This window comes from Pseudoxanthomonas dokdonensis (assembly GCF_001431405.1).
Taxonomy (GTDB): domain Bacteria; phylum Pseudomonadota; class Gammaproteobacteria; order Xanthomonadales; family Xanthomonadaceae; genus Pseudoxanthomonas_A; species Pseudoxanthomonas_A dokdonensis.
This window is the reverse complement of record NZ_LDJL01000005.1, coordinates 216409-242664: the sequence shown is the minus strand read 5'-3', so window position 1 is coordinate 242664 and position 26256 is coordinate 216409. Positions and strand designations below refer to the sequence as shown.

Here is a 26256-nt window from a genome sequence, read left to right as displayed (position 1 = left end):
GGTAAACGCGGCGCATCAAGCTCGGCGATGGGGCTCAGCCGCGGCGCGCACGCAACAGCGGCAGGCTGAGCGCGAAGAAACACAGCACCGCGCCGATGAGCGCAAAGCCGCTGGCGGCCAGGAACGCAGTACGGCCTTGATCGATATTCCATAATTGCCCGGCGATCAACGCGCCGAGCACGCCGCCGACGCCGGAGGAAAAGCCGTAGAACAACCCCTGCGCATGGCCGTTGAGGCGTCCGGGGAAATAGCTGGCAAGCAGCTGCATCGCCGCGGCGAAGAACGCTGCGAAGCCAAGCGCATGCGCACTCTGGGCGACCAGCATGATCGCCAGGTTTTGCGGAAACAGCGCGGTCACCGCCCAGCGCACGGTTGAACTCAGCAGGGCTATCAACACCATCCAGCTGGCATCGTAGCGGCGGAAGAAGCGGCCGATGACGAAGAACACACCGACCTCGAACACCACCCCGACCGTCCACAACAGGCCGAGCAGCGAGGTCCGGTAACCGTGGTGATCCATGTAGACCGAGAAGAAGGTGTAGTAGGGGCCGAATGAAAGCTGCTCCATGAACGCGGCCAGGAAGAACGCCAGCACCGCCGGTCGTCGCACGATGCGCCAGAACCCGTGGTCGCCATCGTCCGCCTTGCCGATGTCACGGGCATAGTGGTTGCTGAAGGCCGAGGCCAGCATCAACACGAACAGCGGCAACATCAGCCACGGCAGCAGCAGTGCGTGGCTGCTGCCGCCATTGCCTTCCAGCAACCAGCCGAACAGCACCACCACGGCGATGAAACCCAGCGAGCCCCAGACCCGGATCAGGCCGTAGCGATGGCTGTCCTTGCCCAGGTGGGTGAGGGTGATGGCTTCAAACTGGGGCATGACCGCGTTGTAGAAGAAGCAGAACACCACCATCGCCGGATACATCCATGCCTGCGACAGCGGCAGCAGGAAGGCGCAGAAGCTGAGCAGCGACAACGCGCAGCCGATGCGCAGCCAGCGGATCGGTTGCGGCGCCGCCGCCGCCAGCGAAGTCCAGGCAGTCGGCGCGACCACCCGGGTCGCGTACCACAGGCTCATCATCACGCTGATCGCGGTAATGCTGAGTCCGCGTGCCGACAGGAACAGGCTCCAGTACGGCGTGAACGCGCCCAGCGCGGCGTAGTAGAACAGATAAAAGCTGGACAGGCGCAGCACCGGTACGGTGTCGCGGGCGGGAGTGGTCATCGGATCTCAGGCGGGCGCCAGGCGCCCTGCTAGGGCTTGGATTGCGGGAATACGGCCAGCATCCCGCGAGCAAGCGCGGAATGCTATTCCGGATCGTAATCCAGATTCGAGGCCAGCCAGCGTTCCACCTGCGCCAGCTCCACGCCTTTGCGCTTGGCATAGTCAGCGGCCTGCTGCTTGGAGACCCGGCCGACGACGAAATACTGGCTTTGCGGATGGCTGAAGTAGTAGCCGGATACGGCCGCGGTCGGCAGCATCGCAAAACTCTCGGTCAGGGTCATGCCGGCGTTCTGGCCGGCATCGAGCAGGGCGAACAGGGTCTGCTTCTCGCTGTGTTCCGGGCATGCCGGATAGCCGGGGGCGGGGCGGATGCCCCGATACCGCTCGGCAATCAATGCCTCGTTGTCCAGTTGCTCGTCGGCGGCGAAGCCCCAGAACTCCTTGCGTACCCGTTGGTGCAGGCGTTCGGCCAGGGCCTCGGCCAGGCGGTCGGCCAATGCCTTGAGCAGAATCGCGTTGTAGTCGTCATGGGCGGCTTCGAACCGTTGCACGTGGGCGTCGATGCCGATGCCAGCGGTGACCGCGAAGGCGCCCAGCCAATCCTGCTTGCCGGCGGCCTGCGGGGCGATGAAATCGGCCAGGCAGAAGTCCGGTCGCTCGACCGGCTTGTCGACCTGCTGGCGCAGGAAATGCAGGCATACCGGACCAGTGGCAGTCTGCAACTCGACGTCATCGCCGACACTCTGCGCCGGCCACAGGCCGAAAACCGCCTTGGCGGTCAACCACTTCTCGCTGACGATGCGCTCGAGCATGGCCCTGGCATCGCGGTACAGATCACTGGCGTGAGTGCCGACGATCGGGTCGCTGAGGATCGCCGGATACTTGCCGGCCAGCTCCCAGGCCTGGAAGAACGGCGTCCAGTCGATGTAATCGACCAGTTCGGCCAATGGATAGTCATCGAATACGGTAACGCCCGGTGTGCGCGGTTGCGGCGGGGCATAGTTGTCCCAGTCGCCGTCGAACCTCTGTGCGCGGGCCTTCTCCAGGCTGACCAGGCGTTTGGCGTCGCCGCGGTTCTTGTGGCGTTCGCGGATTTCGGCATAGTCGGCATCATTGGCGGCGACAAAGCCGGCACGCATGTCGCGTGAAATCAGCGACTGGGCCACGCCGACCGCACGCGAGGCATCCTTCACCCATACCGTCGGCGCGCTGTAGTGCGGGTCAATCTTCAGTGCGGTGTGCGCGCGCGAAGTGGTCGCGCCGCCGATCAACAGCGGCGTTTCGAAGCCCTGCCGCTGCATTTCCCGGGCGACATGGGTCATCTCTTCAAGCGATGGGGTGATCAGTCCGGACAGACCGATCAAGTCGGCGTTCTCGGCCCGCGCGGCATCGAGGATCTTCTGGGTCGGCACCATCACCCCCAGATCCACCACGTCGAAATTGTTGCAGGCCAGGACCACGCCGACGATGTTCTTGCCGATGTCGTGCACGTCGCCCTTGACCGTGGCCATGATGATCTTGCCATTGGACTTGCCGGTGTCACCGGTACGCAGTTTCTCTGCTTCGATGTAAGGCAGCAGGTAGGCCACCGCCTTCTTCATCACCCGCGCCGACTTGACCACCTGCGGCAGGAACATCTTGCCGGCACCGAACAGATCGCCGACCACGTTCATGCCATCCATCAGCGCGCCTTCGATCACATCCAGCGGCCGCGTGGCCTGCTGTCGCGCCTGTTCGGTGTCTTCCTCGACGTACGCATCGATGCCGTGGACCAGCGCATGGCTGAGTCGCTGGCTTACCGGCTTGTCACGCCAGGCGAGGTCCTCCACTCTGGCCTCGCCCTTTTTGCCCTTGTAGCGCTCGGCGATTTCCAGCAGGCGCTCGGTACCGTCGGCGCGGCGGTTGAGCACCACGTCCTCGACCCGCTCGCGCAGTTCCGGATCCAGGTCGTCGTAGATCGGCATGCCGCCGGCATTGACGATGCCCATGTCCATGCCAGCCTTGATCGCGTGGTACAGGAACACCGAATGGATGGCCTGGCGCACCGCTTCATTGCCGCGGAAGGAAAACGACACGTTGGAGACGCCGCCGGAGACATGGCAGTGCGGCAGGGTGTCCTTGATGATGCGGGTCGCTTCGATGAAGTCGACCGCATAGTTGTCATGTTCCTCGATGCCGGTGGCGATGGCGAAGATGTTGGGGTCGAAGATGATGTCCTGGGCCGGAAAGCCCACCTGCTCGGTCAGGATACGGTAGGCACGGCTGCAGATCTCGACCTTGCGCGCGCAGGTATCGGCCTGGCCGTCCTCGTCGAAAGCCATCACCACCGCCGCCGCGCCATAGCGCAGCACTTTGCGGGCCTGCTCGATGAATGCGGCTTCGCCTTCCTTCAGCGAAATCGAGTTGACAACGCCTTTGCCTTGCAGGCATTTCAGCCCAGCCTCGATCACCGTCCACTTCGACGAGTCGACCATCACTGGAATCCGGGCGATGTCCGGTTCCGAGGCGATCAGGTTCAGAAAGCGGACCATCGCCTTTTCGGAATCGATCAGCCCTTCGTCCATGTTGACGTCCAGGATCTGGGCGCCATTGGCGACTTGCTGGCGTGCGACTTCAACCGCCTCTTCGAAGCGCTCTTCCTTGATCAGCTTGCGGAACTGCGCGCTGCCAGTGACGTTGGTACGTTCGCCGACATTGACGAACAGCAGGTCCGGCGTGATGACCAGCGGTTCGAGACCGGACAGGCGGGTGGCGATGGTATGGCTCATGGATGGGGGGTCTTCAGTTCAGCGATATGCAGTGGGATTGGCCGCGGTCAGGCGGCGCGTTCCAGGCTTTGTGGCAGCGCCCGTGGCGCAATCCCGGCCACTGCCTCGGCGATGGCCTTGATGTGCGCGGGCGAGGTGCCACAGCAGCCGCCGACCAGATTGAGCAGGCCGGACTGGGCGAACTCACGCAAGGTTTCGGCCATCTCCTCGGGCGTTTCGTCATACTCGCCAAAGGCGTTTGGCAGGCCGGCATTGGGGTGGGCGCTGACGTAGCAATCGGCAATCGTCGCCAGGGTTTCGACATGCGGGCGCAGATCCTTGGCGCCGAGCGCGCAGTTGAGCCCAATCGACAGTGGCTTGCTGTGCGCCAGCGATGCGTAGAACGCTTCGGCGGTCTGTCCGGACAGGGTCCGCCCGGAGGCATCGGTAATGGTGCCGGAGATCATCACCGGCAGCCGGCCACCGCGATCATCGAAGGCTTCTTCGATGGCATACAGCGCCGCCTTGGCGTTGAGCGTGTCAAAAATGGTTTCCACCATCAGCACGTCGGCGCCGCCATCGATCAGGCCATCAATGGCCTGCCGGTAGGTTTCGCGCAACTCGTCGAAGCTGGTATTGCGGTAGCCGGGATCGTTGACGTCCGGACTGATCGAGGCGGTGCGACTGGTCGGGCCGATTACACCGATGACGAAACGGGGCCTGTCGGGGGTCTCGCGTTCCATTGCCTCACAGCACTGGCGGGCGATACGCGCGCCCTCCCTGTTGAGTTCGTGGACCAGGTGTTGCAGCTGGTAGTCGGCCTGGCTGATGGCGGTGGCATTGAAAGTATTCGTTTCCAGCAGATCCGCACCGGCGCGCAGGTACTCGCTGTGGACGCCTGCAATCACCTCCGGACGGGTCAGCAGCAGCAGATCGTTGTTGCCTTTCAGATCCTGCCCGGCGGCGGCATGGTCGCAGCCCGGGCCGTGGACGTGGCCATCCGCCGGTGCCTGGCTGTCACGGCCATCGGCAAAGCGCTCGCCGCGGTAATCGGCTTCCTGCAGGCCGTGGCGCTGGATCATGGTGCCCATCGCACCGTCGATGATCAGGATGCGTTGCTGCAGGGCCTGCAGCAGGCGCTGCACCCGCTCCGGATGCAGCCAGGGCAGTTGGTTGGTGGGGGCTGTGCTCATGGTTTCACCGCGGTCAGCGAAATGACTTCGAAATGGGGCGGGCGACGTTCGCGGGTGACTACTTCAGCCTTGGCCACCTGCAGGCCGGCCTTTTCGGCGAACCTGCGCAGTTCGCGATCACTGAAGCCGAGATTGACGTGGCCGTAGGCTTCGACCGCGGCGCGGTGTTCGTGTTTGCTGAGACTGCTCAGCAGAAGTCGTCCATCCGGTCGCAACACGCGCGCGGCCTCGGCCACGGCCTGCGCCGGTTTGCTGGAATAGGTCAGCGCGTGCATCAGCACCACCAGATCGAAACTGTCATCGGCGAAGGGCAGGGCGTGCATGTCGCCTTCGCGGACTTCGACGTTGGGGAAGCGGCGCAGCCGTTCGCCGGCAGCCGCGACGACGCGGGCACTGGTGTCGACACAGACATAGCGTTTGGCATGCGGTGACACCAGTTCGGCCAGCACGCCGTCGCCGGAGGCGATATCCAGCACGTCGCCGGCTTCCAGCAACGGCAAGGCGGTACGTGCCAGCGCTTCCCAGGTGCGGCCGGGTGAATAATGCCGCTCCATGTCGCCGGCCACGCTGTCGGCCCAGTTCTGTTCGGCGGCGCGGTTGGCAAGCACCTGTGGCACGCGTTCGGCATCCTGGCGCAGCAGCGGGTCATCGCTGCCGGCTTTCAGACTGCGCCAAAGTTCACGTTGCGCCGGGTCCAGGTTGTCTTCGTCGAAGCGGTAATACGCCGACACCCCGGCGCGGCGGTCGCGCACCAGTCCAGCTTCTTTCAGCTTGGCCAGATGGGTGGATACCCGAGGCTGCGCCAGCTGGGTGATGGCCGACAGCTCGGCCACGGTGAGCTCTTCGCGCTCCAGCAAGGCCAACAGCCGCACCCGGGTCGCGTCGGCGAAGACTTTCAGCCGCGCCGACCAAGCTTCCAGATCCATAAATATCTTCCTATCGCGATATAGAGATATTGTCGGCTCGCATGCCGGTGCGGTCAACCCTGCATACGCTTCCGGATGGTCAACCGGTACAATATTGGTCTTGTAGATCGCCAAGGAACCCCGTCGTGGATTTTGCTTTCACCGAAGAACAACTGCTGATACAGGACGTCGCCCGTCGTATCGCCCAGGAAAAGATCGCGCCCAGCGCCGAGCATTTCGACAAAGTGGGCGAGTTCCCGCTGGACAACATCCGCCTGCTGGGCGAGAACGGTCTGATGGGCATCGAGGTGCCGGCCGAATACGGCGGCGCCGGCATGGACCCGGTTGCCTACGTGCTGGCGATGGTCGAGATTGCCGCTGGCGATGCCGCGCACTCCACCATCATGTCGGTCAACAATTCGCTGTTCTGCAACGGCATACTGACCTGGGGTAGTGAAGAGCAGAAGCAGAAATACGTGCGTCCGATTGCCGAAGGCAGCGCCATCGGCGCGTTTGCGCTGACCGAACCGCAGTCCGGCTCCGATGCCACCGCGATGCGCTGCAAGGCGGTCAAACAGGCCGACGGCAGCTTCGTCATCAATGGCAAGAAGAGCTGGATTACCTCCGGTCCTGTCGCCAGGTACATCGTGCTGTTCGCGATGACCGACGCCGACAAGGGCGCGCGCGGCATCACCGCGTTCCTGATTGATACCGACAAGCCCGGCTTCCATCGCGGCAAGACCGAACCCAAGCTGGGCATCCGTGCCTCGGCCACCTGTGAAATCGAATTCCAGGATTACCTGGTCGCCGCCGAGGACGTGCTCGGCGAGGAAGGGCAGGGCTTCAAGATCGCCATGGGCGTGCTGGATGCCGGCCGCATCGGTATTGCCTCGCAGGCTATTGGCATTGCCCGCGCAGCCTATGAAAAGACCCTGGAATACGTCAAGGACCGCAAGGCCTTCGGGGCGCCGATCGGCACCTTCCAGATGACCCAGGCCAAGATTGCCGACATGAAGTGCAAGCTGGATGCGTCGCTGCTGCTGACCTTGCGTGCGGCATGGGTCAAGGGCCAGGGCCAGCGCTTCAGCAACGAAGCGGCAATGGCCAAGTTGACCGCCTCCGAGGCGGCGATGTGGATCACCCACCAGGCGGTGCAGATCCACGGCGGCATGGGTTACTCGAAGGAAATGCCGCTGGAGCGCTATTTCCGCGATGCCAAGATCACCGAGATCTACGAAGGCACCAGTGAAATCCAGCGTCTGGTCATTGCCCGCAACGAGACCGGCCTGCGCTGAGACAGGTTCGCTGCGGGAGTTTCTCCCAGGCAAAGAAAAGCCCCGGATTTACCGGGGCTTTTTTGTGCCTGCCACCGACGCCCTTCAGTGGGCGGCGGTCGACGGTTTCTGGCTGGCCAGATACTCCTTCGAAGGCTCGTCCAGCTTGTCACCGAGCATGCGCCGGACCACGATGAAGAACACCGGGATCAGCAACAGGCCGAGGAAGGTGGCGAACATCATCCCGCCGATCACGCCGGTGCCGATGGCGTGGCGCGCATTGGCGCCGGCACCGGTGGAAATCGCCATCGGGAACACGCCCATGATGAACGCGAACGAGGTCATCAGGATCGGGCGGAAACGCAGGCGCGCCGCTTCGATGGTGGCATCGCGCAGGGTCAGGCCCGCCTGTCGCTGTTCGACCGCGAACTCGATGATCAGGATCGCGTTCTTGGCAGCCAGGCCGATGATCGTGATCAGGCCGATCTTGAAATAGATGTCATTGGGCAGGCCACGCAGCAGTGCGAACACGATCGCACCCAGCACACCCAGCGGCACCACCAGCAGCACCGCCACCGGAATCGACCAGCTTTCATACAACGCGGCCAGACACAGGAACACCACCACGATAGACAGCACCAGCAGCAGTGTTGCCGTATTGCCGGCCAGGATTTCCTGGTAGGACAGGCCGCTCCAGTCGTAGCCGAAGCCTTGCGGCAATTCGTTGTTGACGATGTCTTCCATGGCGTTCATCGCTTCGCCGGAGCTGCGTCCGGGTACCTGCGAACCGACGATTTCCACCGCCGAGTAGCCGTTGTAGCGGGACAGCGACGGTGAGTCGGTGATCCACTCCGGCGTCACCACCGTGTTGAGCGGAATCATCGACGGGCGGCCGCTGGCCTCGTTCGACAGCTTGGACGGGGTGTAGAAGCGGTTCAGCGAATCGGCATCGGTACGGAACTTCGCATCGGCCTGCATGTTGACGCGCTTGATGCGGCCTTCGTAGAAGAAGTCGTTGACGTACACCGGTGCCAGCATCAGCTGGATCGAACTGTAGATATCGCTCAACGACATCCCCATCGACTGCGCCTGCAGGCGGTCGACGTGCAACTTCAGCTGCGGCGAGTCCTCCAGTCCGTTCGGGCGAACGCCGGTCAGCAGGTCCTGCTTCTCGGCGGCCTTGCCGAGCAGGATGTTGCGCGCCTGCATCAATGCCTGGCGGCCGGCGCCGGAGCGGTCCTGCAGCCACATGTCGAAGCCGCCGAACTGGCCCAGGCCATTCACCGTCGGCAGGTTGACCACGAAGATGCCGGCGTCCTTGATGCCGTAGAACGCGCCATTCATCTTGCCGATGAACTGGGTGGCGTCGATGTCGCGATCGGCCCAGTCCTTGAGCTTGATGAAGCCCATGCCGACGTTCTCACCGGAACCGACGAAGCTGAAACCGGCCACCTGCAGCATGCTCTCGAACTCCGGCTGCTGCTGCAGGATGCCGCGCATCTGCGCGAACACCTCGTTGGTGCGGTGCTTGGTCGCACCCGGCGGCAACTGCACGATGGCCAGCGCATAGCCCTGGTCTTCCTCGGGCAGGAAGCTGCCCGGCATGCGGGTGAACAGGAATCCGCACAGCACGGTCAACAGCACGAACATCACCATCCAGCGCGGCGCATGGCGCACCGCACTGCCGATGTGGCCGACATAGGTGCCGGCGATCTTGTCGTAGTACTTGTTGAAGGTGCGATAGACGAAGTTGCTCTTTTGATCGTGGGTCGATTTCAGGAAGGTCGCGCACAGCGCCGGGGTGAAACCCAGGGCCAGGAACGCCGAGAACGCCATCGCGATGGCAATTGTCAGTGCGAACTGCTTGTAGATCTCACCGGCCGCGCCACCTTGCAACGCGCTGGGGATGAACACCGCCGCCAGCACCACGGTGATGGCGATCACCGCACCGGTGATCTGGCCCATCGCCTTGAGCGTGGCTTCCTTCGGCGGCAGCTTCTCTTCGGTCATGATGCGTTCGACGTTCTCGATCACGACGATGGCGTCGTCGACCACGATGCCGATCGCCAGCACCATCGCGAACAGGGTCAGCTGGTTGATGGTGAAGCCGATGACGGTCATGCCGAGGAAGGTGCCCAGCAACGCTACCGGGATGACCAGGGTCGGGATGATGGTCGCGCGCAGGTTCTGCAGGAAGATCAGCATCACCAGGAACACCAGCACGATCGCCTCGATCAGGGTCTTGACCACTTCCTCGATCGAGATCTTGACGAACGCGGTGCTGTCATACGGCGAGAACCAGGTGACGCCCTGCGGGAAGGTCGCCTGCAGTTCGTCCATCTTCGCCGACACCGCCTCGGCCACGTTCAGCGCATTGGCGCCGGGCAGCAGCTGGATCGCGAAGGCACCGGTCGGCACACCGTTGTACTGGGTGTCGAAGCCGTAATTGGAAGCGCCGAACGCAACCCGGGCCACGTCCTTCAGCTGCACCGTGGTGCCATCGCTGTTGGCGCGCAGGATGATGTTCTCGAACTGTTCCGGCGAACTGAAACGGCCTTCGGCCGACACCGTCGCGGTAATGGCCTGGTCGCTGGGGGCCGGGTCGCCACCAATCGCACCGGCGGCGAACTGCACGTTCTGTGCGCGCACGGCGGCCAGCACTTCACTGGCGGCCAGGTTGAAACCGCGCAGCTTGTCCGGGTCCAGCCAGATATTCATCGCGTACTCGGCACCGAACTGCTGGGTGCTGCCGACGCCAGGCACGCGTGAGATCTGGTCGAGTACGCGCGAACCGACGATGTCATTCAGCGCATCGCGGTCGATGCTGGTGTTTTCGGATTTCAGCGCCACCACCATCAGGAAGCCGGCGTTGGCCTTGGCCACCACCACGCCCTGCTGGGTTACCTCGGTCGGCAGGCGCGGGGTCGCCAGGGCGACTTTGTTCTGCACCTGGACCTGGGCGATGTCCGGATCGGTACCGGTTTCGAAGGTCAGGGTGATGTTGGCGCGGCCGCTGGAGCTGGACGACGAGCTGAAGTATAGGAGGTGATCGATGCCGGTCAGCTGCTGCTCGATGATCTGGGTCACCGCTTTTTCAGTGGTGTCGGCACTGGCGCCGGGATAGCTGGCACTGACCGTGACCTGTGGCGGGGCGATGCTGGGATACGACTCCACGCCCAGGTTGAGGATGGCGATGACCCCGGTCAGCGATATCAGGATCGCCACCACCCAGGCAAATACCGGGTGTTCGATGAAGAATTTAGGCATGACGCGATTCCTTTAGGACTGCTTGGGCGCGGCGGCGGGTTTGGCGGGCTGGCCCTTGCCAGCATCCGGATTCCACGGAGCCGGCTTGACCTGGCCGCCTTCCTTGCTCTTCTGCAGGCCGGACACGATGATCTGGTCGCCCGCGGCCAGGCCGCTGGTGATCAGCCATTTGCCGTCCTGGGCGCCCTGCGTTTCCACGTTCTTGCGCGCCACCTTGCCATCGGCACCGACCACCAGCGCATAGGCGCCGGCGGCGTCGCGCTGGATCGCCTGCTGCGGGATCAGGAAGGCGTTCTTGCGTTCGCCGAGGGTGGCCTTGAGGGTCACGAACATGCCCGGGAACAGCAGGTGGTCCGGGTTGGGCAGGGTCGCGCGCAGCGAGATGGCGCCGGTGGACGGGTCGACGATGGTGTCGGAGAAGTCCAGCGTGCCCGGCTGCGGGTACACGCTGCCGTCGGACAGCAGCACTTCGATCCTGCTTTCGCCATCACCGCTCAGGGTCACGCCGCCGGCACTCTGCGCACGGCGCAGGGCTTCCAGTTCGCTGACGCTGAGCGAGAAGTTGACGTACAGCGGGTCAATCTGATCGACCGTGGTCAGCAGCGTGGCCGCGCCTTCGCCGACCAGTGCGCCCTCGGTGACCTGCTGCTTGCCGGCGCGACCGGAGATCGGTGCCACCACGTCGGCGTAGCCCAGGCTGATGCGGGCATTGGCCACGGTCGAGCGGGCCTGCTGCACGGCGGCCGCGGCACTGCGCTCGGCGGCTTCGGCATTGTCCAGATCCGAGCGTGATACATATTGCTGCGGCGCCAGTTCACGCGCACGGGTGGCGGCGATGCGGGCGTTGGCGTAGGTGGCTTCGGCCGAGGCCAGGTTGGCCTGGGCGCCACTGAGCGAGGCCTGCAACGGTGCCGGGTCGATCTTGAACAGCAGTTGGCCTTCCTTGACCAGGCTGCCTTCCTCATAGACCCGCTTCAGCAGTACGCCCGGTACCCGTGCGCGCACGTCGGAGCTGCGATAAGCGGCCAGGCGTCCGACCAGATCGCGCTGCAGCGGAACCGCCTGCGGACTGGCCTTGATCACACCCACTTCGGGTGGCGGCGGTGTCTGTTGCTCGGGCTTGCTGCAGGCAGCCAGCGCGGTGGCGACGGCGACGCTGAGGAAGAGGGTGCGGAGTGGGGCGGTCATGAGGGAAGCTCCGTTTCGGGAAGTGCCAGAGGAATACGGTGGATGTGGGTGGCTGCGGCCCGTCAGTTGGACACGGGAGCAAACGCACGCAGGAAATTGTCAACGGCGAACTGCGCCCATCGTTGACGCTTGAGATGGGTATCGCGATGCGGAACCTTGAAACGCTGGCGGTCGAAGTCGAGGCCCACGACCATCCCCAGGAACAGTTCGGCGGTCATCTGGGGATCGGCCCGGCGCAGCAACTGCTTGTCCATCGCCCGCGCAAACCATGCAGCGAGCTTGTTGGTCAGATTATCGCAACTATCGTGGAATACCGCTTGTGCCATCTCCGGGAACTGGTGTGCTTCGGCACACATCAGCTGGCCAGTGGCCACGGTCCAGGGGTCGCAGAGATGGTTGAGGTGCTGTTCGGCGAAGGCCATCAGCGCGGTCGCCGGGTCATCCTGGCGCTGGGCCAGGGGCCCGGTCGCCTGGCCCAGGTGCGATTCGATGACCTGGCGCAGCAGTTCCTGCTTGCTGCCATATTGGTTGTACAGGGTCTGCTTGGAGCAGCCGACGCGCGCGGCGACGGCCTCCATGCTGATGCGGAAGCCCTGTTCGGCCAACAGCCCGCGCACGGCATCTTCCACGCGCGCGCGGCGTGCATCGGAAGAACTGGTCCGTTCGGGGCTACTCATGGCGGGTTGGACTATACCGTCCAGTTCAGATTCTGCCTAGCTATGCAAACCGGGCCAACTGTGCACAAACGAAGGGTCCGACCGGATGTGCCGGAAGTCGTCGTCCAGAGTCGCTGCGGCGAGGTTTCATGACGCCGCGCAACAAGTGTTGTCATGGCGCGCGGCAGTACAATGAAACATTGTCTTCGAACCTGTTGAGCATTGGCCTGCATGAACGCTGCCCGCAACACCAAAAAGCCTGTAAAAAAACCCTCCAAGACCTCATCAAGCACCCCCGCAAGGAACGCCGCGCCGGCCAAGGCGAAGACCGCAAAATCGTCATCCGCGAAGCCGGCAGCCAAGGTTTCGAAGCCGCCACGAGCAGGCCATTTAACTACCACTCAGCAGGCCAGGACCTTGAAGGTCAACGATGCCGTTGATCGCTCGACCGGCTTCTCGCTCGACCCGATCCTGGCCGAGCTGCGCAAGATCGTGCCGGCCGCGCGCCAGGAAGAAGCAAAAGCGTTCACCACGTCGTTCTACAAGCGCATGGAAGACGACGAATACCCCAATCACCCGCCGCAGAGCTGGGCAGCCATCGCCAGCGAGATGCTGGCCTTTGCCAGGGTGCGCAAGCCCGGCGCCGCCAATGTACGGGTGTTCAACCCGAGCCTGAAGCAGGACGGCTGGGAGTCGCCGCATACAGTGGTGCAGATCGTCAACGACGACATGCCGTTCCTGGTCGATTCGGTCAGCATGGCGCTGGCCGACATGGGCATTGGCATCCACGTGCTCGGCCATCCGCTGGTGCGCGTGCAACGCGACAAGGCCGGCCGCATCCAGGCCATCGGCGAAGGCAAGCCGGAGTCGATGATGCTGCTGGAAGTGGACCGCCAGGCCGCCGCCGACATGGCCTCGATCGAGAAGCGTATCGCCGAGGTGTTGCAGCAGGTGCGGGCGATCGTCCGCGACTGGGGTCCGATGCGCGAGAAGATGCTGGCGTTGGCCGATGATCTGGCCACCCGGCGGCTGCCGGTCAGCGACAGCGGCCGGCACGAGGCGCAGGAATTCCTGCGCTGGGCGGCCAACGATCACTTCACTTTCTTCGGCTATCGCGAATACCGGGTCGAGAAGGGCAGCGGCGAAGGCATCCTCAAGGCGGTCGATGACACCGGGCTGGGCCTGCTGCGCGACAAGGACGCCGGCGCGCCGCGCAGCGTCAAGACCCTGGCCGCGCACCAGCTGTCAAAGTCCAACACCCTGGACGCGTTGATCCTGACCAAGACCAACCATCGCTCCAGCGTGCACCGCCCGGGCAACATGGATTACATCGGCGTGCTCGAATTCGACGCCAAGGGCACCCCGATTGCCGAGCAGCGTTTCATCGGCCTGTATACCTCCAGCGCCTACAACCGCCGGCCGTGGGAAATCCCGATGGTGCGCGAGCGCCACGAACACGTGATGCGCCAGTCCGGCCTGTCGCCCAGCAGCCACAGCGGCAAGGCGCTGCGGCACATCCTGGAGACGTTGCCGCGCGAGGAGCTGTTCCAGTCCTCGGCTGAAGAACTGACCCGCACCGCGATGGGCATCCTCGGTCTGCAGGAACGCGTGCGCAGCAAACTGTTCCTGCGCAGCGACCGCTACGGCCGCTTCTTCTCGGCGCTGGTGTACATCCCGCGCGAACGCTTCAATACCGACGTACGCCTGCGCATCGAAGCGCTGCTGAAGAAGGAACTGCACGGCGAATACGTCGATACCAACGTGCAGCTGGGCGAGTCACCGCTGGCGCAGCTGCATGTGACCATCCGGCCGAAGGATGGCGAGCGCGTCGCGGTCGACATCGCCCAGCTCGAAAGCGAACTGGCCCATCTGCTGCGCAACTGGCAGGACGATCTGCGCGAAACCCTGATCAGCCGCCATGGCGAGTCCGAAGGGCTGAAGCTGACCAACCATTTCGGTCGCGCCCTGCCGGCTGGCTACATCGAAACCGTGTCCGCCGAACTGGCGGCCAACGATGTCCAGAATCTGAGCGCCCTGAGCGGGCCCGAGGATCTGCGCCTGAGCCTGCACAGCGCCTCGCGGCCGCGCGCCGGCGAAGGCAACCTGCGCCTCAACCTGTACCGCCAGGCAGCCGACATCGCCCTGTCCGATGCGTTGCCGATGATGGAGAACATGGGCCTGCGGGTCATTTCCGAACATCCGTACCGGCTGGAAGCCAACGGCGAAGTGGCCTACATCCAGCAGTTCGAGGTGCAGGCGGCCAACGGCGAGTTCGACGTCGAGCGCATCAGCGGCATTTTCGAGGAAGCATTCGCCAACATCTGGCACGGCAATGCCGAGAACGATGGTTTCAACCGGCTGGTGCTGGCCGCTGGCCTGAGCTGGCGCCAGATCGCGCTGTTGCGTGGCTACTGCAAGTACCTGCTGCAGACCGGGGTGCCGTTCTCGCAGAGCTATATCGAGGAAACCCTCAACCGTTATCCGTTGCTGGCGCGGCTGTTGATCGAGCTGTTCGAGGCACGCTTCGACCCGGCCGTCGGGCGCGAAAGCAAGGCCGAGATCCAGGCCGGACGCGAACGCTTCGCGCAGCAGCTGCGCGCGTTGGCCGATGGTGACGACGTCACCCGCAAGGCCCTGCAGGAAGTGCTGGACGCACGTGAAGGCAGCCGCGAACAGCAGGCCAGCGTCACCCACCGGGTGCTGCTGAAACTGATGGATCGGGTATCGAGCCTGGACGACGACCGCATCCTGCGCGGGTTCATGGGCGCGATGGAAGCAACCCTGCGGACCAGCTACTACCAGCGCGACGCACACGGCCAGCCGGCGCAGACGATCAGTTTCAAGTTCGATTCGGCTCAGGTGCCGGACCTGCCCAAGCCACGTCCCTACCGCGAAATCTTCGTCTACGGGCCACGGGTCGAAGGCGTGCACCTGCGCTTCGGTCCGGTCGCCCGTGGCGGCCTGCGCTGGTCGGATCGCCGCGAAGACTTCCGCACCGAAGTGCTGGGCCTGGTCAAGGCGCAGATGGTCAAGAACACGGTGATCGTGCCGGTCGGTGCCAAGGGCGGCTTCTTCGTCAAGCGACCACCGCTGACCGGCGACCGCGACGCGGTGCTGGCCGAAGGCATCGCCTGCTACAAATTGTTCATCCAGGGCCTGCTGGACATCACCGACAACATCGTCGACGGCAAGATCGTGCCGCCGCAGAACGTGGTCCGCCACGATCAGGACGACCCGTACCTGGTGGTCGCGGCCGACAAGGGCACCGCCACTTTCTCCGACATCGCCAATGGCCTGGCCATTGATCACAACTTCTGGCTCGGCGATGCCTTCGCCTCCGGCGGTTCGGTCGGTTACGACCACAAGGGCATGGGCATTACCGCACGCGGTGCGTGGGAGTCGGTCAAGCGGCATTTCCGGGCCATGGGCCGTGACAGCCAGAGCCAGGATTTCACCGCGGTCGGCATCGGCGACATGTCCGGCGACGTGTTCGGCAACGGCATGCTGCTGTCCGAACACATCCGCCTGGTGGCGGCCTTCGATCATCGCCACATCTTCCTGGATCCGAATCCGGATGCCGCGCGTACCTTCAAGGAACGCCAGCGCCTGTTCGCGCTGCCGCGCTCCAGCTGGGCCGACTACGACAGCAAGCTGATTTCCAAGGGCGGTGGCGTCTATCCGCGCTCGCTGAAATCGATCGACATCACCCCGCAGATCCGCGAGGCGCTGGATATCGCCGAAGGCGTCAGCACGATGACCCCGAACGAACTGATGAGTGCAATCCTCAAGTCGCCGGTCGACCTGTTGTGGAACGGTGGCATCGGCACCTACGTCAAGGCTGTCGGCGAGAGCCATGCCGATGTCGGCGACCGCGCCAACAACGGTCTGCGCGTCAATGGCCGTGACCTGCGCTGCAAGGTGGTAGGCGAGGGTGGCAATCTCGGCCTGACCCAGCTGGGTCGCATCGAGGCCGCCCAGCAGGGCGTGCTGCTCAACACCGACTTCATCGACAACTCGGCCGGTGTCGACACCTCGGATCACGAGGTCAACATCAAGATCCTGCTGAATGGCGTGGTCCAGGCGAAAAAGCTGACCCAGCCGGCACGCAACAAGCTGCTCGCCGACATGACCAATGAAGTCGGCGAACTGGTGCTGTGGGACAACTACCGCCAGAACCAGGCGCTGAGCCTGATGGAGCGGATGAGTGCATCGCGACTGGGCTCCAAGCAGCACTTCATCCAGACCCTGGAATCACAGGGGCTGCTGGACCGGCAGATCGAATTCCTGCCTTCGGACACCGAACTGGCCGAACGCAAGTCGCGTGGCCTCGGCATGACCCGGCCGGAGCTGTCGGTGCTGTTGTCGTACTCCAAGCTGGTGGCGTTCCAGCAACTGCTGGAATCGGACATTCCGGAAGATCCGTACCTGTCCAAGGAACTGCAGCGCTATTTCCCCAAGCCGTTGCAGAAGAAGTACGCCAATGAAATGGAGAATCACCGGCTGAAGCGCGAGATCATCGCCACGGCGGTGACCAACACCACCATCAACCGGATGGGCGCGACCTTCCTGCTGCGCATGCAGGAAGACACCGGCCGGACCCCGGCCGAAGTGGCCAAGGCTTTCACCATCACCCGCGAAACGCTGGATGCACGCGAGCTGTGGACGCAGATCGATGCGCTTGATGGCAAGGTGCCCGAGTCGGTGCAGATCGATGCCTTGCAGACCATCTGGCAGGTCCAGCGCACCTTCACCCGCTGGCTGCTGACCCGGCAGGGGCCGATTCCGGCGATTGCCACCGCGGTCGACCGTTATCACGACGGTTTCAATGAAATCCGTGCCGCCGAAGGCGTGCTGCCGGACTCGCTGCGCCCGACCTACGACGCCAGCCTGGCGACCTGGAAGCGCAAGGGCCTGCCGGTCGGCCTGGCTGGACAACTGGCGGCGCTACCGTACCTGGAGCCTTCCTGCGACATCATCGAACTGGCACGCGAGCGCAAGCTCAAGCCGGTCGAAGTGTCGAAGGTCCACTATCGTCTGGGCGAGGCGCTGCACCTGCCGTGGTTGCTGGCTCAGATCGAGGCCTTGCAGGTGGATGGCCGCTGGCATGCGGTGGCACGTGGCGTGTTGCGCGATGAACTGGCCAGCCACCAGCGCACGCTGACCGGACAGGTGTTGAAGATGCCCGGTAACAGCGCCGAAGCCAAGGTCCACCAGTGGATGCAACGCGACGAGCCTGGCCTGCGCTTTACCCTGCAGATGCTGGATGAAGTGGCCGCGCAGAAGAGCCTGGACTATCCGACCGCATCGGTGGCCGTGCAGCGCCTGGCCCAGCTGGCCAGCAAGGCCTGAGCCAGCGGCCTGGGCGCGTCGTCGCCAGCCACGGGTGTCCGTGGCTGGCGAGCCTGCAGTCAACGGCCCGCATGATGCGGGCCGTCCTGTCTGTGAAGCTGACGGCGGTATCTGCACATCCGCGGCTGGCATCCGCCGGCAAGCGACACCTCGCCATGGCAACCGCTATGCTGTATCCATCGCACGGAGAACCGGATGAGCACGACGCCGCACATCGCTTTTTTTGCCAGCCCCGCCGAGGAAGCGCAGCGGGCGCTGCAGTTGCTGACCGAGCGTTACGGCAGTCATCAACCGGAACAGGCCGACGTGTTGTGCGCGCTGGGTGGCGACGGTTTCATGCTGCAGACATTGCACCGGCATGCCAACCTCGGCAAGCCGGTGTACGGGATGAAGCTGGGCACGGTCGGGTTCCTGATGAACCAGTACCGTGACGCCGATCTGCTCGAGCGCATTGCCGGCGCTGAACCGGCCAACCTGCGCCCGCTGGAAATGCTGGCATCGACCGAGTCGGGGACCAGCACTTCATCGCTGGCCTACAACGAAGTGTCGCTGCTGCGGCAGACCCGGCAGGCCGCGCACATCAGCATCGATCTCAATGGCCAGACCCGGCTGGATGAATTGATCTGCGACGGGGTGCTGACCGCGACCCCCGCCGGCAGCACCGCCTACAACTTCTCCGCGCATGGCCCGATCCTGCCATTGGGTTCGCGCACGATTGCATTGACCCCGATTGCGCCGTTCCGCCCGCGCCGCTGGCGTGGCGCGATCCTCAAGGCCAACACCGAGATCAAGTTCCGGGTGCTGGATCCGTACAAGCGTCCGGTCAGCGCCACCGCCGATTCGCATGAAGTGCGCGACGTAGTCGAGGTGACCATTCGCGAATCGCAGGACCGCATGGTCACGCTGCTGTTCGATCCGGAACACAATCTGGAAGAGCGCATCCTCAGCGAGCAGTTCATGGTCTAGCGGCCCACGCCGCTGGATCGCGCCCGTCCTGCCTTCTGTTCCACAGTCACCCGCTGCCACTGCAGCCGCCAACCACGCAGACGCATTCGCGAGCCTGCCACGCGGCGCACGGCATGCGCCGGCCGATGATGCTATAACCGGCTGCGGACTGGCCGGGGGAGGGCCTTGCCAGCCGGGAGAGGGGAGTTGCAGATGAAACGGTTGATACTGACCGCACTGTGCCTGCTGGCACCGGTGCTGGAAGCGACTGCGTGTGGATTGGAGACGGGCCTGCAGCCGTTTGCCATTGTCGACAACAGTCAGGACAGCGGCGACGGCGAGCTGGAGGCGCCGGAAATAGAAGTCACCAACGTCACCCGTGGCATTGGCGCGGGCATCGGCCGCTGTGATGACGTCGGCCTGCTGAGCGTGCGCCTGTTGTGGCCACGTGGCGATTTCAAGGTTGACGAAGTCGGCTTCGTGTTCAAGGTGGTATCGGGTGAAGCGCCGTCCGAGATGTTTCCCGACAGCCCGGTCGCGGTGGTCGGCAACAGTCGTCGCAACAACATCCTGTTCATGTGGAACGACAGCGCACCATCACAGCAGAAGCCGTTCCGGCTGGAAGTGGAGGCTCGCGCGGTCACCCACGACAACCGCTTGGGGCCTGCCACGCGCTTCATCGTCGATTCGCGCGGCCAGGGCTGAGGCGCGGTAGGCCCGCTGCGTGCGCAAGCGTAGCGGCGGATCCGACCACGGCGGCGCGGCAGGATACGGTTGCGCCGGGCGGCCGCTCGCGCCGGCGCGGCCGCACCGCCATACTGTACGCATGGCTGACAACACCCCCCGCTTGCTGACCGTCGCGGTGACATCGCGCGCCCTGTTCGATCTGGAAGAAAGCCATCGGCTGTTCGAAGCCGAGGGCATTACCGCCTACAGCGATTACCAGCGCCAGCACGAGGACGATGTGCTGGCCCCCGGCATCGCCTTCCCGGTGGTACGCAAGCTGCTGGCGCTCAACGTCGGTGCGCCGGCGGATGCGCCACGGGTCGAGGTCATCCTGCTGTCACGCAACTCCGCTGATACCGGTCTGCGCATCTTCAATTCGATCCAGCATTACGAACTGGCGATCAGCCGGGCGACCTTCACCGCCGGCGAACCGACCTGGCCATACGTGCGGCCGTTCGGCACCGATCTGTTCCTGTCAGCCAATCCGGAATCGGTGCGGCGCAGCCTGGAGCACGGCGTCGCCGCAGCGACCATCCTGCCGGCCAGTGCACCACAGCAGCGGCATGACCAGCTGCGGATTGCCTTCGATGGCGACGCGGTGATTTTTGGCGACGAGAGCGAACGCATCTCGCGCGAGCAGGGGGTCGAGGCATTCGGACGGCATGAGCGTGAGCGCGCCAGGGAGCCATTGTCGGGCGGCCCGTTCAAGAATTTCCTGTCGGCGCTGCATCTGTTGCAGGCGGCATTCCCCAGCGGCGAGGCGGCGCCGATCCGCACCGCGCTGGTGACCGCGCGCTCGGCACCGGCGCACGAACGGGTCATCCGCACCCTGCGCGAATGGGGCGTGCGTCTGGACGAGGCGCTGTTCCTCGGTGGCCGCCACAAAGGCCCGTTCCTGGAAGCCTTCGGTGCCGACATCTTCTTCGACGACTCCCAGCACAACATCGAGAGCGCCCGTCATCACGTCGCCGCCGGCCATGTGCCGCACGGTGTGGCCAACGATCCCTGAAGCAGGAAACCGGGGCCGGCTGATGCGCCGCTCAGCGCGGCAATTCGATATTGGTCAACTTCCAGCGCAGGCCATCGCGGCTGAACACGGCGACGATCGGCTGGCCGTCGTCGCCGCGGATGCTGGCAGTGAAACGCGAGGTGGACTGGTAATGATGCTCGGCATCCTTCAGCGGGTCGGCGGGTACCGCTGCGGCGTAGGTGTCGCCGTTGATGGTGTCGCCAATGGCCTTCTTCCACATCGCCCGGCCCTGCAGCAGGGCGCCGATGCCCAGCGGCGTCACCGCCGCATCGACGCCACTGGCGACCAGCTGATTGGCCACTGACAGACCGAAGGCACCGAGCAGGCTTGATTGCACCTCACTGCCGGCCTCACGTGCCAGTCGATCCTGCAGCTGGGCGCGGAGGTTAACCCGTAGCGCGGGGAAATCAACGTAGCGCTCCAGCCTGGCGGTATCCTGTTCAATCAATGCCTGGCGGATGCCGTGGATGGCGATGTATGGCCCGGCGGCGACATAGCCGAACAGTGCCACCACGATCAACAGCGCCAGCGCCAGCCACTTCTTCATCATCCACCCGCCGCGCGTTGTTCGAGATGGGCTGCCGAGGGCTGCAGCAAGTCCCACATGTTGCCGTAAAGATCGAGGAACACGGCGACGGTGCCGTAAGCCTCCTGCTTGGGTTCGCGGACGAAGACCACGCCTTTTTCCCGGTACGCGTGGTAGTCGCGCCAGAAGTCGTCGGTATACAGGAACAGGAACACCCGGCCGCCGGTCTGGGCGCCGATGTGCAACTCCTGTTCCGGTGTCGATGCCCGCGCCAGCAGCAGTTGGGTCTCGCTGGCACCCGGCGGCGACACCACCACCCAGCGCTTTGCCTGCTCGGGCACCGGAATGTCCTCGACCAGACGGAAGCCGAGCGTGTCGACGTAGAACGCCAGCGCCTCGTCGTAGTCTCGTACCACCAGCGATATCAGGCCGAAAAATTGCTTCATCAGAATTCCAGGTCAAGAGCGGCGCACAGATAATCGACGAACGGCCCCAGCACCGCCAAATCCCTGGACAGGGTCTGGCGCAGCCGCGTGCTGGTCATCGCTTCGTCGTCCAGTGCGCGCCAGAAGATGAAATTCTTGTGCTTGAGGTCGTCGATGAACTCGAAGTCGGCCGGAAATCCACGCGGTGGCCGGGTGAGCACTTCGCTGGTGTCGAACTGGAACCGCCTGCGCAGTGCCGGCGCATGCGTGGTGGTCTTCCAGTTGCCGGGATTGTCGAAGATGAACTGCCGGACCTTGCGCTGAGTCGGTGTTTCCGGATGCCACAGGCCGGCACCGACAAAGCTCTCGCCGGGCTGCAGGTGGATGTAGAACGACGGCGCCGGCACCTGCTTGCGCCGCTCGTGATAAAGCCGCGCGCCCTGCCAGGATTTGTACGGCGACTTGTCGTTGGAAAAACGCGCATCGCGGTAGATTCGGAACAGCGAACCGCCGACAGTCTTCGGGTCCGAGCGGAAATGCAGGCTGACCGCGGCCAGATCCGGCTGCAGATCCGCCAGCAGGCGCAGGAACGGCTGCCGCACATGTTCCTCGTACTGGTGCTTGTGCTGGTTGAACCAGCTTTTGTCGTTGTGGCGGGCCAGGCCTTTCAGGAACTTGAAACTGGCGTCGGAAAAATATTGGCTCATAGCGTGGATTCCAGTTGCCTGCCCCAGACCTGCAGCTGGTCAAGCAGGCGCAGTCGCGCACCATCGTTGGCATGCTGCTGGCGCAGGCTGTCAATCTCCTGGTAGTAATGGTCGAAGCTGTATTCGGACAGGCCGCTGTCCTGGCCAAGTCGGATGCGCCGGTAATCATCCCAGCGCTGGCGTTCGGCCGTGGTCAAGGTGTCGGCATGATTGCGTGCACGGTAGCGGAACAACAGCTCCGGCAGACGCGCATCGCGGAAGCCGAAATCGACCTGACCCAACGCCTGTGGCGCGGTGCTGCGCAGCTCGCTGAAACGACGTTTGTCGGCGTCAGCCAGGAAGCCGGCATACAGCGAGGCATCGGCATCCGGGGTGTCGAACGCGCGCTCGCTGGCGAACACCTGGCGGACTTTTTCCGCCAGCGGCGCAGCCGCCGCCTGCAACCGCGCGGCTTTGGCCTGCGCCTGCGGCAGATCGATCGACAACCGTTGCAGGTCCGGCTCGCGCAGGTGCGCCAGCGCGACCAGCGCCGGCGCCTTGTTCAGATGGATTTCTTTCAACGGCACCCGCTGCACGCCTTCCGGCAAATCAGCGGCTGGCGTGTACAGGCGATCGGTGATCTCGCTGACCGACAGATCCAGCAGTTGCGCCGGGTCGCCATCCAGATCGAAGACGATGACCCGGTTGTCGAACTGCGGATGGCGCGCCAGCGGCAGCACCAGCGCCGCGCACAGGCGGGCGGCGGGGTAGCGCTGCGACACATGCAGCAACGGGGTCATGTGGGTGGTGTCGAGCAGGCTGGCGGCAAAGCGCTTGTCACGCAGCTTCAGCGCGTAATCCCACAGCCGTGGCTGGGCCTGGCGCATCAGCCGGGCCATGCCAATAGTGGCATGGACGTCCGACAAGGCTTCGTGGGCATCACCCTGGCGCACGTCGTTGGCCAACGCCAGCTGTTCCAGCTTGAATGATGTAGCACCGTCTTCGCGTTGTGGCCAGTGGATTCCCTGCGGACGCAAAGCGTGCATCAGCCGCATCACGTCCAGCAGATCCCAGCGTGAGTTGCCGCTGCGCCATTCGCGCTCGTAGGCATCATGGAAGTTGCGGAACAGGCCGTGGCGGATGAATTCATCATCGAAACGCAGCGAGTTGTAACCCAGGGTGCAGGTTTCCGGCCGCGCCATTTCCTCATTGATACGGGCGAACGCTTCGGCTTCGCTGACACCATCCTGCAAGGCCTGCTGCGGAGTGATGCCGGTGATCAGCGTGGCCATCGGCGATGGCAGCAGGTCATCGGCCGGCTTGACGAAGAAACTGATCGGCTCTTCGATGATTTGCAGCTGCGCGTCGGTACGGATCGCGGCGAACTGGGCAATGCGGCTGCGGCGGGGATCGGTGCCAAAGGTCTCCAGGTCGTAGAACAGGAAGCTGGCGGCCATCAGGCACCATCCGCCAGTGGCGACAGCCGTTCGCGCACGCGTGCGTCGGTGGCTTGCCAGTCCACTTGGTGCAGGCTGCTCAGCCCGCGGGTGGACTCGACCAGGATCTCGCGTTGAATCTCACTGCGCTGCAGGGCCAGCGAGTACGGAATACGCATGAAACTGACCATCGTGTAGTGCGGGATGAAACGCCCCGGATGCCGTTCCTGCAGGCTGCGTTCCAGCTCGCGCTGCAAGAGGAAGTCAGGATTGTCGACCTTGTCGCGCATCTCCAGATAGTTTTCCAGCGCCATGTGCTGGATCGCGCGCGCATCCGGCTGCCGCTGCCGTTCGAACGCGGCGAACGCCTGTGCGCGATCGGTGCCGGCCAGCAGGTGATTGGCCAGCGCCACGCAGTCCTCGAACGCGCAGTTCATGCCCTGGCCGTGGAATGGCACCATCGCATGCGCGGCATCGCCGAGCAGCACCGCGCGACTGTCGATATGCCAGCGATCCAGGTACAGGGTGGCCAGCAGTCCGGGCGGATTGCTTTCCCAGTCACTGCGCAGGCGCGGTATCAATGGCACCGCATCGGCAAAGTCGCGCTGGAACAGGGCCATCGCGTCATCACCGCTGCGGATGCTGTCGAAGCCGGGATCGCCGTGGTTGGGCAGGAACAAGGTGACGGTGAAGGTCTTTTCGTCATTCGGCAGTGCGATGCACATGTAGTGGCCGCGTGGCCAGATGTGCAGCGCGTTGGGCTCGATCATGAAATCACCGTCGGCGGCCGGCGGGATTTCCAGTTCCTTGTAGGAATGATCGAGGAAGTCGGTGCGCTCACCGAGGTCGGTGTTGCGCATCATCGCCGCGCGCAGCGAGGAACCGGCGCCATCGGCACCGATCAGCGATTCGAAGCCGATGTCGTGATGACCATCGTCGCGATCATCGACGAAGCGGGCCACGCCGGCGTCGAAATCGACATCGTCAAGACGGCGGTGGAAGCACAGCGAGGCGCCAGCCTGTTCGGCAAGATTGAGCAGGGTGATGTTGAGGTCGCCGCGGTGCACCGACCAGATCACTTCCGAGTCGTCGCGGCCGTAGCGTTGCAGCTGGGTGCGGCCATCCAGCGAATGGACCATGCGCCCGCGCATCATCACCGCCTGCGCCATCACCGCGTCGTCGGCGTTGGCCTGGCGCAAGGCATGACGACCGCGTTCGGCCAGCGCCAGGTTGATCGAACGGCCACCTTCGTAGCCCTTGACCCGTGGGTCGCCACGTTTCTCGTAGACCGCGACCTGCCAGCCCTGGCGGGCCATCAGGGTGGCGAGCAGGGCACCGGCCAGGCCGGCGCCGATGATGGTCAGGGATTTTTCGTTGCGCTGGGTCAATGCCGGTCCTTGTCAGACGCCACGCCAGTTCTCGACTTCTTCGACGAAGCGATAGACGTCCATGTAGCGGTTGTAGAGCGGGGCGGGGGAAATGCGGATGACGTCGGGTTCGCGCCAGTCGCCGAGGATGCCGACCGAGGCCAGGTACTCGAACAGATCGCGGCCGCGCTGGCGACCACCGACCACCCGCAGCGACAACTGCGCGCCACGCTCGGCCGGGTCGGCCGGGGTGACGATTTCCAGCACGTCGCTGACCCGCGCCTGGATCAGTTCTTCCAGGTAGCCGGTCAGCTTGCGCGACTTGGCATGCAGTGCTGCCACGCCGCCGGCTTTTTCGAACAGCTCGACCGAGGCGCGCAACGGCGCCAGCCCCAATACCGGCGGATTGCTCAGCTGCCAGCCCTCGGCACCACGGGTCGGCACGAACTCCGGTGCCATCTGGAAGCGGGTTTCCTTCTCATGGCCCCACCAGCCGGCAAAGCGCGGGCAGTCGCTGTCGGCGTGGCGTTCATGGACAAAGCAACCGGCCACCGCGCCGGGGCCGGCGTTGAGGTATTTGTAGTGACACCAGACCGCGAAATCGACGTTGTCATCGTGCAGCTGCAGCGGCAGGTTGCCGGCGGCATGGGCCAGGTCGATGCCGACCATCGCGCCCTGGGCATGGCCCAGTTCGACGATGCGACGGATGTCGAAAGCCTGGCCGGTGCGGTACTGGATGCCGGGCCACAACACCAGCGCCAGGCGCGGGCCATGTTCGGCGATGGCGCGTTCGATGGCCTGCATCGACAGTGTTCCCTGCGCGGTGTCAGGCTGCACTTCGATCAGATCGGTGTCGGGGTTGAAGCCGTGGAAGCGGATCTGCGATTCGACCGCGTGCCGGTCCGACGGGAACGCGCCGGCTTCGATCAGGATCGCCGGCCGCTCCGCGGTCGGGCGGTAGAAGCTGACCATCATGAAGTGCAGGTTGGCGGTCAGTGAATTCATCGCCACCACTTCCGACGGCTGCGCGCCGACGATGCGGGCCAGTGGCTCGCGCAGCAGTTCGTGATAGGTCATCCAGGCGGTATCGCCGCGGAAGTGGCCTTCGACCGCGTGATCGGCCCACTTGTCGAGCACGTCCTGCAGATGTGCCTTGGCCGCTTTCGGTTGCAGGCCCAGCGAGTTGCCGACGAAATAAATCTGATCATTGTGCCCATGCCGGGGGATGATGAATTCACTGCGCAGCTGGCGCAGCGGATCGGCGGCGTCCAGGGCCATGGCGTGGGTACGGGATAGCGAGTCAGTCATGCG

The 26256-nt window shown here is 64.2% G+C and carries 18 protein-coding genes and 1 pseudogene; 6 read left to right on the top strand and 13 right to left on the bottom strand.

The annotated features are described in order from the left end of the window. Positions 1-34 precede the first annotated feature (34 nt). From ABB29_RS06200 to ABB29_RS06185, 4 genes are all read right to left on the bottom strand, one after another. A complete protein-coding gene (locus tag ABB29_RS06200; protein ID WP_057657737.1) occupies positions 35-1225 on the bottom strand; it encodes an MFS transporter in 1191 nt (396 codons plus the stop codon). A gap of 83 nt (positions 1226-1308) precedes the next feature. Beyond that, positions 1309-3993 carry a methionine synthase gene (gene metH / locus ABB29_RS06195; protein ID WP_057657736.1) on the bottom strand — a complete coding sequence of 895 codons (2685 nt, stop codon included), beginning with the start codon at positions 3991-3993 and terminating at the stop codon, positions 1309-1311. A gap of 47 nt (positions 3994-4040) precedes the next feature. Next, a complete protein-coding gene (locus ABB29_RS06190) occupies positions 4041-5165 on the bottom strand; it encodes a homocysteine S-methyltransferase family protein (RefSeq protein WP_057657735.1) in 1125 nt (374 codons plus the stop codon). Further along, on the bottom strand, positions 5162-6091 hold the full coding sequence (locus ABB29_RS06185) for an ArsR/SmtB family transcription factor (RefSeq protein ID WP_057657734.1): 930 nt from the start codon (positions 6089-6091) through the stop codon (positions 5162-5164). The genes ABB29_RS06190 and ABB29_RS06185 overlap by 4 nt, the downstream gene beginning before the upstream one ends. A gap of 125 nt (positions 6092-6216) precedes the next feature. Here ABB29_RS06185 and ABB29_RS06180 point away from each other — a divergent pair, with 125 nt between their 5' ends. Further along, positions 6217-7365: an acyl-CoA dehydrogenase family protein gene (locus tag ABB29_RS06180; protein WP_057657733.1), complete on the top strand. Its 1149-nt coding sequence runs from the start codon at positions 6217-6219 to the stop codon at positions 7363-7365. 84 nt (positions 7366-7449) lie between these two features. On the opposite strand, the gene ABB29_RS06175 is transcribed toward ABB29_RS06180, so the two are convergent. The 3 genes and pseudogenes from ABB29_RS06175 to ABB29_RS06165 form a co-directional block, all read right to left on the bottom strand. After that, positions 7450-10611 carry a multidrug efflux RND transporter permease subunit gene (locus ABB29_RS06175; RefSeq protein WP_057657732.1) on the bottom strand — a complete coding sequence of 1054 codons (3162 nt, stop codon included), beginning with the start codon at positions 10609-10611 and terminating at the stop codon, positions 7450-7452. Between the two features lie 24 nt (positions 10612-10635). Then, a pseudogene (locus ABB29_RS06170) lies at positions 10636-11799 on the bottom strand (efflux RND transporter periplasmic adaptor subunit); the annotation flags it as partial. 62 nt (positions 11800-11861) lie between these two features. Then, positions 11862-12476 carry a TetR/AcrR family transcriptional regulator gene (locus tag ABB29_RS06165; protein WP_057657731.1) on the bottom strand — a complete coding sequence of 205 codons (615 nt, stop codon included), beginning with the start codon at positions 12474-12476 and terminating at the stop codon, positions 11862-11864. A gap of 128 nt (positions 12477-12604) precedes the next feature. Here ABB29_RS06165 and ABB29_RS16650 point away from each other — a divergent pair, with 128 nt between their 5' ends. From ABB29_RS16650 to ABB29_RS06145, 5 genes are all read left to right on the top strand, one after another. Next, positions 12605-12895 (top strand): hypothetical protein, encoded by a 291-nt coding sequence (locus ABB29_RS16650; RefSeq protein WP_245622548.1) that lies wholly within the window; start codon positions 12605-12607, stop codon positions 12893-12895. Positions 12896-12947: 52 nt separating this feature from the next. Continuing rightward, positions 12948-17804 carry an NAD-glutamate dehydrogenase gene (locus ABB29_RS06160; RefSeq protein ID WP_425414737.1) on the top strand — a complete coding sequence of 1619 codons (4857 nt, stop codon included), beginning with the start codon at positions 12948-12950 and terminating at the stop codon, positions 17802-17804. Between the two features lie 195 nt (positions 17805-17999). Further along, positions 18000-18770, top strand: coding sequence for an NAD kinase (locus ABB29_RS06155; RefSeq protein ID WP_057657729.1), 771 nt, complete (start codon positions 18000-18002; stop codon positions 18768-18770). 192 nt (positions 18771-18962) lie between these two features. Further along, complete coding sequence (locus ABB29_RS06150; protein ID WP_057657728.1) at positions 18963-19454, top strand: hypothetical protein; 492 nt, start codon at positions 18963-18965, stop codon at positions 19452-19454. Positions 19455-19575: 121 nt separating this feature from the next. Continuing rightward, positions 19576-20484 carry a 5'-nucleotidase gene (locus ABB29_RS06145; RefSeq protein WP_057657727.1) on the top strand — a complete coding sequence of 303 codons (909 nt, stop codon included), beginning with the start codon at positions 19576-19578 and terminating at the stop codon, positions 20482-20484. 31 nt (positions 20485-20515) lie between these two features. Here ABB29_RS06145 and ABB29_RS06140 read toward each other — a convergent pair whose 3' ends face one another. The 6 genes from ABB29_RS06140 to kynU are packed head-to-tail and all read right to left on the bottom strand — an operon-like array spanning position 20516 to position 26253. Continuing rightward, complete coding sequence (locus ABB29_RS06140; protein ID WP_057657726.1) at positions 20516-21052, bottom strand: DUF2939 domain-containing protein; 537 nt, start codon at positions 21050-21052, stop codon at positions 20516-20518. Next, positions 21052-21477 (bottom strand): VOC family protein, encoded by a 426-nt coding sequence (locus ABB29_RS06135; RefSeq protein ID WP_057657725.1) that lies wholly within the window; start codon positions 21475-21477, stop codon positions 21052-21054. Before ABB29_RS06135 ends, ABB29_RS06140 begins: the two co-directional genes overlap by 1 nt. Continuing rightward, a complete protein-coding gene (locus ABB29_RS06130; protein WP_057657724.1) occupies positions 21477-22163 on the bottom strand; it encodes a DUF2461 domain-containing protein in 687 nt (228 codons plus the stop codon). Before ABB29_RS06130 ends, ABB29_RS06135 begins: the two co-directional genes overlap by 1 nt. Then, complete coding sequence (sbcB, locus tag ABB29_RS06125) at positions 22160-23599, bottom strand: exodeoxyribonuclease I (RefSeq protein WP_057657723.1); 1440 nt, start codon at positions 23597-23599, stop codon at positions 22160-22162. Before sbcB ends, ABB29_RS06130 begins: the two co-directional genes overlap by 4 nt. Then, a complete protein-coding gene (locus ABB29_RS06120; protein ID WP_057657722.1) occupies positions 23599-24966 on the bottom strand; it encodes an FAD-dependent oxidoreductase in 1368 nt (455 codons plus the stop codon). Before ABB29_RS06120 ends, sbcB begins: the two co-directional genes overlap by 1 nt. 12 nt (positions 24967-24978) lie before the next feature. Next, entirely contained in the window at positions 24979-26253 is a 1275-nt protein-coding gene (kynU, locus tag ABB29_RS06115) for a kynureninase (protein WP_057657721.1), read from the bottom strand. Between the last annotated feature and the right edge of the window lie 3 nt (positions 26254-26256).

Excerpts from the sequence above, each read along its gene's own strand:
- ABB29_RS06200 (WP_057657737.1), bottom strand. The coding sequence starts at position 1,225 with ATGACCACTCCCGCCCGCGACACCGTACCGGTGCTGCGCCTGTCCAGC.
- metH (WP_057657736.1), bottom strand. The coding sequence starts at position 3,993 with ATGAGCCATACCATCGCCACCCGCCTGTCCGGTCTCGAACCGCTGGTC.
- ABB29_RS06190 (WP_057657735.1), bottom strand. The coding sequence starts at position 5,165 with ATGAGCACAGCCCCCACCAACCAACTGCCCTGGCTGCATCCGGAGCGG.
- ABB29_RS06185 (WP_057657734.1), bottom strand. The coding sequence starts at position 6,091 with ATGGATCTGGAAGCTTGGTCGGCGCGGCTGAAAGTCTTCGCCGACGCG.
- ABB29_RS06175 (WP_057657732.1), bottom strand. The coding sequence starts at position 10,611 with ATGCCTAAATTCTTCATCGAACACCCGGTATTTGCCTGGGTGGTGGCG.
- ABB29_RS06165 (WP_057657731.1), bottom strand. The coding sequence starts at position 12,476 with ATGAGTAGCCCCGAACGGACCAGTTCTTCCGATGCACGCCGCGCGCGC.
- ABB29_RS16650 (WP_245622548.1), top strand. The coding sequence starts at position 12,605 with ATGACGCCGCGCAACAAGTGTTGTCATGGCGCGCGGCAGTACAATGAA.
- ABB29_RS06155 (WP_057657729.1), top strand. The coding sequence starts at position 18,000 with ATGAGCACGACGCCGCACATCGCTTTTTTTGCCAGCCCCGCCGAGGAA.
- ABB29_RS06150 (WP_057657728.1), top strand. The coding sequence starts at position 18,963 with ATGAAACGGTTGATACTGACCGCACTGTGCCTGCTGGCACCGGTGCTG.
- ABB29_RS06145 (WP_057657727.1), top strand. The coding sequence starts at position 19,576 with ATGGCTGACAACACCCCCCGCTTGCTGACCGTCGCGGTGACATCGCGC.
- ABB29_RS06140 (WP_057657726.1), bottom strand. The coding sequence starts at position 21,052 with ATGAAGAAGTGGCTGGCGCTGGCGCTGTTGATCGTGGTGGCACTGTTC.
- ABB29_RS06135 (WP_057657725.1), bottom strand. The coding sequence starts at position 21,477 with ATGAAGCAATTTTTCGGCCTGATATCGCTGGTGGTACGAGACTACGAC.
- ABB29_RS06130 (WP_057657724.1), bottom strand. The coding sequence starts at position 22,163 with ATGAGCCAATATTTTTCCGACGCCAGTTTCAAGTTCCTGAAAGGCCTG.
- sbcB (WP_057657723.1), bottom strand. The coding sequence starts at position 23,599 with ATGGCCGCCAGCTTCCTGTTCTACGACCTGGAGACCTTTGGCACCGAT.
- kynU (WP_057657721.1), bottom strand. The coding sequence starts at position 26,253 with ATGACTGACTCGCTATCCCGTACCCACGCCATGGCCCTGGACGCCGCC.